Raw genomic sequence first — 12,607 nt, forward strand, 5'->3', positions numbered from 1 at the left:
TCGTGCCGCTAATGTCAGCTGGGAAACCGGGTGCGCATGAAGTCGGCGAAGACGCGCAGTGGTACCGGTGTGTGGCGCTGCTTGGGGTAACACAGGAAGAAGCCGGGGAAGGGGCCGCACCAATCCTCCAGGATGGGCACCAGGCGGCCGTCCTGCAAATAGGGCAGGATGCGGTCCTCCAGCCACAGGGCGATGCCCACGCCTTGCAAGGCGGCGGCCAGCACCATGCTGCGGTCGCTGACGATGACGGGGCCCTTGACGGCGACGGAGAACCACTCGCCCCCCGGCTCCTGGAATTCCCAATGGTAGATGCGGCCGGTTTCCGTCCAGCGCCAGTTGATGCAGGCGTGGTCCAGCAGCTCGCGCGGATGGCGGGGCATGCCGCACCGGGCCAGATAGTCGGGTGAGGCCACGGCCACCTGGCGCAGCGATCCGCCCAGCTTGATCGCCACCATGTCCTCGGAAATCAGCTCGCCCAGGCGGATGCCGGCGTCGTACCCTTCGGCCACGATGTCGCGCACCACGTCGTCCACCGTGGTGTCCAGGACGATGTCGGGATAGGCCCGGTGGAATTCCCCCAGGATGGGCGCCAGGAAGCGTTCCGCCGCCACGCGGGATGATGTCAGGCGCAGGGTGCCGGCCGGCCGTTCGCGCAGATCGTTGACATCGGCCACCGCGGCCTCCAACTCCTCCATCACCGGTTTCAGGCGGGCGTACAGGCGGGCGCCGGCGTCGGTGACCGACACGCTGCGGGTGGTGCGGTTCAACAGGCGCACGCCCAGCCGCGCCTCCAGCCCCCGGATGGTCTGGCTGAGGGCGGACGGGGAGACGTTCAGGTGCGCCGCCGCGCGGGCGAAATTGCCCTGGGCCACGATGGTGGCGAAAGCGCGAAGATCGGCGAATTCACTGCCGCGCATTATGCCGGGTATCCTTCAGGATGTGGGGGCACTGTGTAGCACGAAAGCCGGCGCGGCGGGCATGGCTTTCCCGGCCAGATTGCGTCCGTACAGTGCGAATTTGTATGGCATAGTGCCGGCATTGCATGGATGGACGGAGGCGATGATGGACGACACGGACCTGTGGGTGCCCCGGCTGGAGGGGCGCGGCGGCCCCGTGTATCTCGCCATCGCCGACGTGATGGCGGCCGACATCGGTGCCGGCCGCCTGGTGCCGGGGGATCGCCTGCCGCCGCAACGCGCGCTGGCGGAGGCGTTGGGCGTGGACCTCACCACCATCACCCGCGCCTATGCCGAGGCGCGGAATCGGGGGTTGCTGTCGGGCGTGGTCGGGCGGGGGACCTTCGTGTCCGACCGGGCGGCGGCCGACATGGCGCCCCTGGCCCAGGGCGACGTCGACCTGTCCATGAACCTGCCGCCGCAGCCGCTGGCCCTGCTGCGCACCCATCTGGCCCAGGGGTTGGAGCGGGTGGTGCGGGCACCCGATCTGGGCCGCCGGCTGGGGTATCGCGCCGCCGGCGGCGGGGTGCAGGAACGCACCGCCGGGGCCGCCTGGCTGCGCCGCCGCTATACCAACGCCGGCTTGGCGGCATCGTCCGCCCCCCATGCCGACCGGGTGCTGGCGGCACCGGGGGCGCAACCGGCGCTGTACGCCCTGCTGTCCATCCTGGCCAAGCCGGGCGACGTGGTGCTGGTGGAGACGCTGACCTATCCCGGCTTCACCGCCATCGCCGCCCGGCTGGGTCTGCGCGTGGTGGGGGTGGAGTGCGATGATGAGGGGCTGTTGCCCGACGCGCTGGATGCGGCCTGCCGCCGCCATGGCGCCCGGCTGCTCTATTGCACGCCCACCCACCACAATCCCACCACGGCCACCCTGTCGGAAGACCGGCGCCGGGCCGTCGCCGCGATCATCCAGGCCCACGACCTGACGGTGGTGGAGGACGACGCCTACGGCGCGCTGGCGGCCGAACCCGGCACGCCCCTGGCGGCGCTGGCGCCCGGCCAGGTCTGGCACGTGTCCACCCTGGCCAAGTGCCTGACGCCGGCGCTGCGCACCGCCTTCGTCGCCGCCCCCGACCCGGTGCGGGCCGAACGCCTTCAGGACGCCCTGCGCACCCTGATGCAGATGCCGTCCCCCTTCGCCACCGGCCTGGCGGCGGAATGGATCCTGGACGGTACCGCCGCCACCCTGGTGCACGCCATACGGACGGAGGCGACGGAGCGTCAGCGGCTGGCGGCCCGCTTGCTGCCGCCCGGTGGTTACCGGGCCCAACCCGACAGCCTGCACCTATGGCTGGGCCTGCCGGCGGACTGGACGCCGCACGCCTTCGTCCAGCGCGCGGCCCGCACCGGCGTCACCCTGGTGGCCGGCGATGCCTTCCTGTCCGACCCCGACCCGGCCGACCCATCCCTGGCCAACGCCGTGCGCCTGGCACTGGGTGCCGCCCCCGACCTGGCCTCGCTAAAGGGCGCGCTGATCCGTGTCGCCGGCTTGCTGGAGGCGCCACGTGGCGCTGCAGTGATCTGATAGCGGCCTTTGGTGAATATCAGCGGCATGAGCTCGGCCTCATGCCGCTGTAGCCCGCGACTGCGGGCGCCGGAGCGTTTTGGGGAGCGTCAGCGGACTGAAAAGGGAGGACAAGCCAAGCCGCCGGATGGCGGCGCCCGGCGACTGAGGGCGAACTCAGCTCATCACCCGGCCCCCGTCCACCACCACGGACTGGCCGGTCATCATGGATGAGGCGCGGGAGGCCAGGAACAGCACGGCCTCGGCGATGTCCTCGCCCTTCAGGGTGCGTTTCAGGCATTGGCCGGCCAGGGTTTCGGCGATGGCCTCGGGCGTCACCCACAGGCGCTGCTGCCGCTCCGTCATCACCCAGCCGGGCACCACCGTATTGACGCGGATGCCGTCGGGGCCGAATTCGCGCGCCAGGGCCCGGGTCAGGCCGGTGACGGCGGCCTTGGCGGCGACATAGGCCGGGTATCCCGCCAGGCCCAGATTATAGGCGCTGGATCCCAGATTGACGATGGCGCCGCCGCCGGCCGCGATCATGCCCGGCGCCAGGGCCTGGGCCAGGAAGAACTGCGGCCGCAGGTTGATGGCCAGGTTGTCGTCCCAGTCCGCCACCGTGACATCGGCGGTGGCGTGGCGGTCGTCGCGGGCGGCGTTGTTCACCAGCACCTGGAAGGCGCCCATCTGGGCCTCGGCCTCCGCCACCTTGGCCCGCACCGCCTCGATATCGCGCAGGTCGCACTTGAGGAACAGCGGGCGCTGGCCGGTGGCGGCCTCCACCGCCTGCACCAGCAATTGGGCGGACGGCTCGCGCTGGGCGATGAAGGCCACGCGGCAGCCCTGGGCTGCGAAGGCGTAGGTGAGATAGGCGCCGATGCCCGACCCGCCGCCGCTGATCAGCACGGCCTTGCCCGCCAGGTCGCCATAGGTGGGGTACATGTGCTGGGTCACGCCCTCCGGCACGCTCGGCACCGGTTCCTCGGGCGTCTCGACGGGGCCGGGGGCGGTTTGGTTGGTATCGGGCATGAGGTCACCGTCCTGGGTGGCGTTATTGTTGGCAGGCGCCAGCAAAGCGGATTTCCATCGGCTAGGGCAAGGCCGCAAGTGGGGGAAAGAAATACCACATCCAGTGGCTGCGCTTGTGCCCGGTGGTCAGTTCGTGCACCACCTCGTCCAGCTGGGGATTCTGGGCGTCCACGAAGCGTCGCAGGTCAACGGTGGTCATGCGGCATCCCTCCACATTATCACCGGCATCATAAGCCGGCGTTTGTTTGACAGGACGGCCAAAATAAAAGCCGGTGCCCCTTCGACAGGGGCACCGGCCTTCAACAACCGAACGGCGAAATTGTTCGCTGTTACGCGGCGGCGGCCAGGAACAGGCCCTTGGCTTCGGCCGTGGCGGCGGCCAGGGCGGCGTCCTTGGCCTCGACGCCCAGGGCGACGCCCTCGGCGCGCACGATGGTGACGTCGGTCAGGCCGATGAAGCCCAGGAAGGCCTTGAGGTAGGCTTCCTGGTGATCCAGCGCCGCCTCATAGGGCGTGCCGCTGTACTTGCCACCGCGCGTGGACACGACGATGACACGGCGGCCGCCGGCCAGGCCCTGGGGGCCGGTCTCGGTGTAGCGGAAGGTGCGGCCGGGCTGGGCCAGGCGGTCCAGGTAGGACTTCAGCTGGCTGGGGACGGAGAAGTTGTACATGGGCGCGCCGATGACGACGACATCGGCCGACAGCAGCTCGTTCACCAGGGTATCGACCAGGGCGCGTTCCGCCTGCTGGGCCGGGGTCAGGTCCTGGTCGGCGCCGAACTTGGCGACCTGCAGCAGTTCACCATCCAGATGGGCCGGGGCGGCGGCGGCCACGTCGCGGTAGACGACCTCACCGGCCGGGTTCGCCTGGCTCCAAGCCTGGACCACAGCGGCGGTCAGCTGGCGCGAGACGGAGGCCTGGCCCAGGGGGCTGGAATCGATGTGCAGCAGCTTGGTCATAATGCTCTTCTTTCCACAGGGGGGCCGGGGGATACCGGCCGCCAAACACCCGTGCAGAATGCCACTGGAACGCCCTTGTCAGCAGAGGGTCTATTTCGCACTCTATGTTCCATCCGTGGAACAATGCCGGGTGCCCCGCCGTGCGCGACCTGAACGACCTCTATTATTACGCCCAGGTGGTGGACCATGGCGGCTTCGCCGCCGCCGAACGCGCGCTGGGCGTGCCCAAATCCACCCTCAGCCGCCGGGTGGCCCTGCTGGAGGACCAGCTGGGCGTGCGCCTGTTGCAGCGCTCCACCCGCCGTTTCGCCGTCACCGACGTGGGCCGCACCTATCACGCCCACTGCCTGGCCATGATCGCGGAGGCCGAGGCGGCGCAGGAGGCGGTGGACCGCACCCGGGCCGAACCGCAGGGCACCGTGCGCGTCAGCTGCCCCACCGCCCTGGTGCCCACCCGCGTCGGCGCCGTCGTCACCCGCTACATGGCCCAGCACCCACGCGTGAACATCCGGCTGGAGGCCAGCAACCGCCGCGTCGATATCATCGAGGAGGGATACGACCTGGCCATCCGCGTGCGCATGCCGCCGCTGGACGACAGCGACCTGATCGTCCGCGTGCTGGAAAGCCACGGGTCGGCCCTGGTGGCCACGGCGGATTTCCTGGACCGTCATGGCCGGCCGGCGACGCCAGAGGACCTGGCCGCGTTGCCCAGCGCCGACATGCCCCGCACCGGCGGCGACTATGTCTGGCGGCTGTACGGGCCCGACGGCATCCAGCACAGCATGACGCACCAGCCGCGCCTGATCAGCGAGGACATGGGCCTGCTGCGCGACGCCGTGCTGGCCGGCGTCGCCATTGCCCAACTGCCGCATTTCATCATCGACGATTACCTGGCCAAGGGCTTGCTGGAGACGCTGCTGCCCGAATGGACGTTGCCGGCGGGGGTGGTGCACGCCGTCTTCCCCTCGCGCCGGGGCCTGGTGCCGGCGGTGCGCGGCTTCATCGACGCCCTGGTGGCGGAGTTCGCCGACCACCCCCTGGCCCCCTGCCCGGCCAATCCGGGGCTGATCGGCCGGGGGCCCATCCTGGGCCTTTAAGGGATGGGTTTGTGAGCCGACGGCAACGCCCCGCACACAAATGCAACGACCCCTCGACGCGGCCCCGCTTTGCCCTTGACAGGAAGGCCGCCCCCCGGCGCTACTGAAGTCTTGTCGGGGACTTAACCATAAGATTTGCGGGGACGTTTCAGCTTTGGGGGATCCATCGATCCGGTCCGGCCTGTCCGGCATCCGGCGCCGTGTGGCGCGGATGGTTGCAGGCGCGCGGCAGGGCGGTTGGCGCACACTGGCGGCCACTGCGGCAGCCATGGGGGCGGCCCTTGCCCTGATGCTGTGGCCGGCGCTGCTGAACGGCTTCCCCATCGTGTTCTTCGACACCGGCGGCTATATCGAGGCGGCGGTAAGCCGGGAGCTGGTCGATGGCCGGTCCCTGGTCTACGGCCTGTTCCTTCAGGTGACATCGCTGAATTGGCACAGCCTGTGGGGGCCGGTGCTGGTCCAGGCCGGCATCACGCTATGGCTGTTGCGCACCCTGTATCGGGGCCTCACGGGCGCCGACGCCCCGCGCGGCGGGCCGGTGCTGCTGGCCATCGTGGCGCTGCTGTCGGTGTTCACCGGCATGGCCTGGTATACCGCCCAGCTGATGCCGGACCTGATGATCCCGCTGGTGGTCGCGGCCCTGTGGCTGCTGGCCTTCCGCTGGAACGGCCTGTCGCGGTGGACCCGCGGCGGCCTGGCCGCCGTCGCCCTGCTGGGGCTGATGTCGCACATGTCGTGCATGGCGCTGGGCGCCGGCCTGGTGGCGGTGCTGGCGGCGATGAAGCTGCTGGGGCTGATCGGGCGTCCCCGGTCCTGGGCGGCGTTGCGCCTGGTGCCGGCGGCGGCCGTGGTGGCGGGGTCGGTGCTGCTGCTGCCCGCGATCAACGGCCTGGTGGCGGGGGAGGCGCAGCTGACCCCCGGCGGCCCCATGTTCCTGTTCGGTAGCCTGCTGCAGCAGGGCCAGGTACGGCGGCTGCTGGATGACCGCTGTCCCGCCGACCCCAAGGCCTACACCCTGTGCCCTTACCGCCACCGCCTGCCCGGGACGGCGGATGACTTCCTGTGGTCGGGCGATTCGCCGCTGGTGGCGCTGGGCGGATGGGACGACATGGCGCCCGAGGCGGCCCGCGTGAACATGGCGGTGGTGCGCGGTTATCCGCTGGCGCTGGCGCTGTCGTCCTTGCAGGCGGGGGTGGAGCAATTCTTCCGTTTCCGCACCGGCGACGGGCTGGACGAATACCATGACAGCACCCGCCAGGTGATGCATGACTTCCTGGCCCCGCTGGAACCGGCCTATTTGCGGGCCGACCAGCAGAGCGAGGGGCCGACACCCGGCATGGCCGAACTGTCCAACCATCTGGCGGTGCCGGCCGGGTTCGCGGCACTGGCGGTGCTGGCCCTGCTGCTCCCCCAAGCGGTAAGGCGTCGCGATGGCGTCGCCCTGGGGGCCCTGGTGTTCCTGTGGGCGGCGCTGGCCGGCAACGCCTTCATCTGCGGCGCCCTGTCCAACCCCCACAATCGTTACCAGAACCGCCTGGTCTGGCTGGCGCCGCTGTTCGCCGTCGCCATCGCCGGACGGTTGCGCGCCGGGTCCAAGGCCGGGGCCGGGGCGGCAGCCCCGCTTATCACCCCCGATATCCTGATACCCGAGACCCTGGCCGTGGAAATGGCGGCCATCGAGGGTGCGCCGGCGTCAAGTTCCTGACCTTCTTGGTAAGACGCAATCCCGGCCCGGTTGCGTTACGCTTTCCCGGTCATCATTCCAACCCGCCACCAGCCGACAGTTCATAGCCCGCCGCCGACGCCATCCAGGCGGGGCGGGACCAGCCCATGGAACCCGCGGATGATCCGCTTCAGCCTTCCCGTGCGCCTGCTGCTGGCCATCCTGCCGGCGGCGGGTGTCATGCTGGGGGGCATGATCCTGGTGACCCTGTCCCTGAGCCAGCAGGTGGTGGAACGGTTCGTCGGCGAATACGGCCGCGACACGGCCCAGCGCGAGGCCATGGCCATCAGTGCCGGCATCCGCCAGGAAATCACCATCGCCGAAGGCACCGCCCGCCTGGTTTCGTCCCTGGTGGCCACGCGCATGGACGAAGGCCGGGCCCCCACACTGGCCGACCGGCGGCAGGTCACGGAATATCTGCGCCAGGCCGCCGCCCTGCACCCCGAGGCCATCGGCGTGTGGTTTTACGCCGAACCGGACGCGCTGGGGCCCGACGCCGCGGCGCTGGCGACCGGCGACCGGCGGGTGGGCATGGCCGGCAGCGGCCGCTATGCCCTGTACGCCACCAGCCAGGAAGGGGCGACGCAACTGCAATCGCCGCCCGACGATTTCACGGCGCAGGATTACTACACCCTGGCAGCGCGCAGCCACCGCCTGGCCATCGTCCCGCCGCACATCTTCCCCATCCAGGGCCAGCCCACGGTGGTGGTGTCCCATGCCATTCCCGTCATGGCGGGCGACCGGCCGATCGGCGTGGCCGGCATCGACCTGGACCAGGGCCAGCGCGCCCGGATTTATGAGGGCCACCATCCCTTCGGGGCACCCATCGCCCTGATCAACACCGCGGGCGTGTGGAGCTACCATTCCGACCCGGTGCTGCTGGGCAGTGCCGCCACCTTCGGCACCGGGCCCGACGACCAGTTCTCCGTGGCGGAGCGGGTGTATGTGCAACAGGCGCAGCCCTATAGCGTGGAACGTCGGCTGGCCGACGGCACCCACGTGCGGCGCTTCGCCTGGCCGGTGGACCTGTTCCCCGGCGAGGGCGGGCGCCTGCTGATCATGGACGTGCCGCTGGACCGCCTGACCCGGCCCTTCACCGGCATCCGGTCCGCCATCCTGGTGGCGGGCATCCTGTGCGGCCTGCTGCTGGCCGGCCTGATGATCCTGGCCGTACGCCTGGTCGTGGCCCGGCCGCTGCACCGCCTGCAGGCGGGGGTGGAGCGGCTGAACCAGGGCGATTACGCCCGGACCCTGCCCGACCTGGACAGCCCGGACGTCGTCGGCGACCTGGCGCGGGGGCTGGAGACCTTCCGCCTGACCCTGGTGGAACGCGACCGGCTGCGCCAGGACCTGCAACGGGTGGCCGCCTGCATCGCCGTCGCCCACGACGCCATCTACATGGTCAGCCGCGACTATCGGGTGCTGTACGCCAACGACCGCACCCTGCGGCTGCTGGGTGTGACGGACGCCCAGGCCGTCATCGGCCGCCGCATCGCGGAATTCGTCTCCCCCGACACGGCCGTCATCCTGGCGGCTCTGCGCGCCCAGGCCACCGCCCACCTGGCCACCCGGGGAATGTGGACCGGCCGGGTGGACAATTGGACCACCCTGTCGGGCCACCATGTCGAGGCGGTGGAACTGATCGCCAGCAACGATGCCGGCGGCGACATCCTGGTGGTGGCCCGCGACGTGTCGGACCGCGACCGGGCGGAGCGCGACCGCCAGATGCTGCAGCGCCAGATCCTGCAACAGGACAAGATGGAGACGGTGGGCCGCCTGGCCGGCGGCATGGCCCACGATTTCAACAACCTGCTGGGCGCCATCCTGGGATATGCCGAATTCCTGGTGGCCGACCTGGCGCCCAATTCCACCGCGCGCGGCTATGCCGACCGCATCCTGGCGGTGGGCGCCCGGGCCAAGGATCTGGTGCGTCAGGTTCTGGGTGGCGCCCGTACCGATGCCGGCGCGCAAACGGCGATGGCGGCCGCCGACATCGTGGACGGTGCCCAACTGGTCCTGCGCTCCACCATACCGGCCACCACCCGCCTGGCCTGCATGGCGGAGGACGGGTTGCCGCCGGTGCGGGCCAACGCCACCCAGATGATGCAGGTGCTGATGAACCTGGTCATCAACGCCCACGACGCCCGCCGGGGCGAAACCGGGGACGTGGCGATCCGCCTGGTCCACGGCCCCCTGCCCTTCGGTGACGGCCAGGCGAACGGGGCGGTGCGCGAGGTGTTGCCGGCACCCGCCGGGCCGCAGGTGGTGCTTGAGGTGGCGGACCAGGGCATGGGCCTGGACCCGGACCATCTGGCCCGCCTGTTCGAACCCTTCTTCACCACCAAGGGGCGGGACAAGGGCACCGGCCTGGGCCTGGCCAATGTTCACAGCATCATCAAGGCCCATGGCGGCGGATTGGCCGTGGCCAGCCGCCAGGGCGCCGGCACCATCATCCGCATCAGCCTGCCGGGCCTGGCCGGCACCCCGCCGTCGTAAACGGAACCTGATGCCAGCGCCGGAGTGAACACCGCAGGGCTTCAATGAGGAAGCCCAAGCCGCCGGATGCTGGCGCCCGGCGGCTGAGGGGGCCTTTGGAGCGGAACGCGATCAATGTCGCGCGTATTACGGCCGCAGGCGGCTGGCGAACCAGCTGTCCATGGCGTCGTCGTAACTCCACCGGCCGTAAGGCGTGTTGATGCCGGAATAGGGCATGTCGTACGGCATGGCGGCATACGGGTAAGCGCCGTAGCCGTAGGGACCATAGCCACCATAGGAACCATAAGGACCGCCGCCCCAGCCGCCGCGCGGATGGCCGGACATCGTGGTCTGCGACACGGAGAGGGAGAAGCCGATGCCGCCGGCGCAGGGCCGGTAGGGGTTGCCGCCCTCACCATAGTTCAGGGTGGCGCCGCCGCCCCGTTCCACCATGCCGCCGCCGAAACCGACACCCATGGTCACGCTGCCGCTGGCACGGCAATCATCGTCCTCATCCCGGGACGCCCAGCGGCCGCCTTCGGGCGGGCGGGTGATGACACCGTCATCCCGGCCATCGGCGGCGGCAAGGCCCGGCCCATCCAGCACGGGCGGCCGGGCCGGCCCCTCATCGGCGACGGGACGGGCCTGCGCGGCGTCGGCCTGCGCCGTTCCCGCCTTGATCGACTCCGGCTTGACCGGCCCCATGGTGGAGGTGTTGACCGGATCCGGCTGCACCTGGGCCACGGCCGGTGCGGCACCCACCAGCAACGCGACCAGGCACGCGGACGCCAAACCCAGGCGGGGCAGCGGCAGGTGATCGGCGAGCGGGCGGGAGAAAGGCATCTTCGTTACTCCAAGGGCGTGCCAGGGCACGATAGCGGCAACGGCCCAGGGCTGAATATGGGGCGCATCGCCTCAGTTTTCACGACCAACCTGACAACAGCCTGTCGAAACCCGGGCCGGCCCATCAATCCTTACGGCTTGGGGGCCCTGCCGGCACGCAGACGGCCGGCGGCCAGGTCTTCGATCAGTTGGACATGGGCCGGCAGGCAGACGGTTTCCAGATCATACCGGCTGACCGCCGTCTCCCGCGCCCGGCGGCGCAGGCGCGCCAGCCGGTCCGGGCTCTCCAGGGCGGCGGCCACCGTGGCCGCCAGCCCCTCGGCGGAGAAGAAATCCACCAGCAGGCCGTTGCGGCCGTCGCGGACGACCTCGCGCACCGGCGGGGTGTCCGAGCCCACGATCAGGCAGCCCGCGGCCATCGCCTCCAGCAGGGACCAGGACAGCACGAAGGGGTAGGTCAGGTAGACGTGCACGGCGGAGACTTGCAGCACGTTCAGGAAGGTGGCGTAGGGCACCTTGCCCAGGAAGTGGACGCGGGACAGGTCCAGCCCCTGCCCCACCTCCGCCAGGTATTGGGCGCGATAATGCGGATGATCCGTCGGCCGCGACCCGTAACTGACCTCGTCGCCACCCAGGATGACGACATGGGCACGCGGGCGGCGACGCAGCAGGTCCGGCAGGGCGCGCATGAAGGTATGGAAGCCGCGATAGGGTTCCAGGTTGCGGTTGACGAAGGTGACCACCTCATCCCCCGCCTTCAACACCAGGGGATCGGTGGCGCCAAGGGGCGTGACGGTCAGCGTCGCCGTCGGGTCGGGCCTGACGAGATCCGTGTCGATGCCGTCATGCAGGGTGGTGAGCCGGGGGCGGACCTCCGCCGGGAACTGCTGTGCCTGCCATCGGGTGGGGGTGATGCCCCAATCCATGGACTGCAGGCCATGCAGCAGCGTGCTGTTGCGGATGCGGATACGGAAACGGTCGTCCAGGGTGCCGGGGAATTCCGGATCGAAGCCGACGTCGGCACCCTGCGTATTATAAAAAAACTCCAGGTAGGCCAACACCTTGGCCGTGGGGAACAAATCCTTCAGGAACAGCCCCTCGCCCCAGCCGGGATGCACGCAGATGACGTCCGGAACGAAACCCAGGCGGCGCAACTCCATGCAGGCCCGCAGGACCGCCTGCCCCCGCCGCACCGCCGCCTCGAACCCCACCAGATAGTGATGAATGCCGGAGGTGGCGCCCGCCGGGGTGGGATAACTCATCAAGGTCATCCCGCGCGGCAGGCTTTCCTGGTACTGGACGTTGGCCTGGTCGCCCAGGCACATCACCTCATGCCCGGCCGCCGCCAGGCGCGGCGCCAGGTTGCGGTACTGGCCGGGAAAATTCTGGTGAATGAACAGCAGCCTCATGGCGCGATGCCGGCCGGCGGGGTCACATAGGCCATGGCCCACAGGTTGAAGCCGTCATCCTTGGAAATCCGGACATGGCCGAAACCGGCCGCCAGCAAGGCGGCACCCAGGGTCTTGGCGGTGAAGCCGGTACGGTGCGCCATGAAATCGTTGCCTTGCGCCAACGCGGACCGCAGCCCGAAAATCATGTCCAGCGGTGTGATCGGCCCCGCCGGCGACATGTAGGCCACATCGTCCAGGCGGTCCTCCGCCACCCATTTGGCGATGGCCTGCAAATCCGGCAGCGTGATCAGGGCGAAACCCTCGGGCTTCAGCACGCGCCGGAATTCGCCCAGCGCCTTCGGCACCTCATGCGCCCGCAGATGTTCCACGTTGTGCGACGACCACACGGCATCCACGCTGCCGGCGTCCACCATGGACAGGTCGGTGATCGAGGCGATGATGTCCGGCTGTACGCGGGGATCGATATCCAGCCGCACCTCGCGCCATTCCCCGCTGTGGAACAGGCTGTGCAGTTTTTCCGGCTTTGCGACGCCGCAACCGACATGCAGCACGGTGCGGACCACGGGAGACTCAGGAACCATCGCTTCTTCCAACCAAATCCGC

The 12,607-nt window shown here is 69.9% G+C and carries 11 protein-coding genes; 4 read left to right on the forward strand and 7 right to left on the reverse strand.

Features of this window, described 5'->3' with window-relative positions; translation table 11 throughout:
* Positions 1-14: 14 nt before the first annotated feature.
* A complete protein-coding gene (locus tag PW843_09615; GenBank protein MDE1146864.1) occupies positions 15-917 on the reverse strand; it encodes a LysR substrate-binding domain-containing protein in 903 nt (300 codons plus the stop codon).
* A 142-nt stretch (positions 918-1,059) separates the two neighbouring features.
* Between PW843_09615 and PW843_09620 the strand changes: the two genes are divergently transcribed.
* Positions 1,060-2,484, forward strand: a complete 1,425-nt coding sequence (locus tag PW843_09620; GenBank protein ID MDE1146865.1) for a PLP-dependent aminotransferase family protein — start codon at positions 1,060-1,062, stop codon at positions 2,482-2,484.
* A 156-nt stretch (positions 2,485-2,640) separates the two neighbouring features.
* Here PW843_09620 and PW843_09625 read toward each other — a convergent pair whose 3' ends face one another.
* From PW843_09625 to PW843_09635, 3 genes are all read right to left on the reverse strand, one after another.
* Positions 2,641-3,495, reverse strand: a complete 855-nt coding sequence (locus PW843_09625) for an SDR family NAD(P)-dependent oxidoreductase (protein ID MDE1146866.1) — start codon at positions 3,493-3,495, stop codon at positions 2,641-2,643.
* 61 nt (positions 3,496-3,556) lie between these two features.
* Positions 3,557-3,694, reverse strand: coding sequence for a DUF1810 family protein (locus tag PW843_09630; GenBank protein ID MDE1146867.1), 138 nt, complete (start codon positions 3,692-3,694; stop codon positions 3,557-3,559).
* A gap of 130 nt (positions 3,695-3,824) precedes the next feature.
* Positions 3,825-4,454 carry an NAD(P)H-dependent oxidoreductase gene (locus PW843_09635; protein MDE1146868.1) on the reverse strand — a complete coding sequence of 210 codons (630 nt, stop codon included), beginning with the start codon at positions 4,452-4,454 and terminating at the stop codon, positions 3,825-3,827.
* Positions 4,455-4,594: 140 nt separating this feature from the next.
* Here PW843_09635 and PW843_09640 point away from each other — a divergent pair, with 140 nt between their 5' ends.
* The 3 genes from PW843_09640 to PW843_09650 all read left to right on the forward strand — a co-directional run bounded on the left by PW843_09640 (position 4,595) and on the right by PW843_09650 (position 9,770).
* Positions 4,595-5,551 carry a LysR substrate-binding domain-containing protein gene (locus PW843_09640; GenBank protein ID MDE1146869.1) on the forward strand — a complete coding sequence of 319 codons (957 nt, stop codon included), beginning with the start codon at positions 4,595-4,597 and terminating at the stop codon, positions 5,549-5,551.
* A 268-nt stretch (positions 5,552-5,819) separates the two neighbouring features.
* Positions 5,820-7,256 carry a hypothetical protein gene (locus PW843_09645; protein MDE1146870.1) on the forward strand — a complete coding sequence of 479 codons (1,437 nt, stop codon included), beginning with the start codon at positions 5,820-5,822 and terminating at the stop codon, positions 7,254-7,256.
* A gap of 138 nt (positions 7,257-7,394) precedes the next feature.
* On the forward strand, positions 7,395-9,770 hold the full coding sequence (locus PW843_09650) for an ATP-binding protein (protein MDE1146871.1): 2,376 nt from the start codon (positions 7,395-7,397) through the stop codon (positions 9,768-9,770).
* Between the two features lie 126 nt (positions 9,771-9,896).
* On the opposite strand, the gene PW843_09655 is transcribed toward PW843_09650, so the two are convergent.
* The 3 genes from PW843_09655 to PW843_09665 form a co-directional block, all read right to left on the reverse strand.
* Positions 9,897-10,592, reverse strand: coding sequence for a hypothetical protein (locus PW843_09655; protein MDE1146872.1), 696 nt, complete (start codon positions 10,590-10,592; stop codon positions 9,897-9,899).
* Positions 10,593-10,723: 131 nt separating this feature from the next.
* Positions 10,724-12,001 carry a glycosyltransferase family 4 protein gene (locus tag PW843_09660; protein MDE1146873.1) on the reverse strand — a complete coding sequence of 426 codons (1,278 nt, stop codon included), beginning with the start codon at positions 11,999-12,001 and terminating at the stop codon, positions 10,724-10,726.
* Entirely contained in the window at positions 11,998-12,585 is a 588-nt protein-coding gene (locus tag PW843_09665; protein ID MDE1146874.1) for a methyltransferase domain-containing protein, read from the reverse strand. The genes PW843_09660 and PW843_09665 overlap by 4 nt, the downstream gene beginning before the upstream one ends.
* Positions 12,586-12,607 lie beyond the last annotated feature (22 nt).

It is taken from the genome of Azospirillaceae bacterium (assembly GCA_028283825.1).
Lineage (GTDB): Bacteria > Pseudomonadota > Alphaproteobacteria > Azospirillales > Azospirillaceae > Nitrospirillum.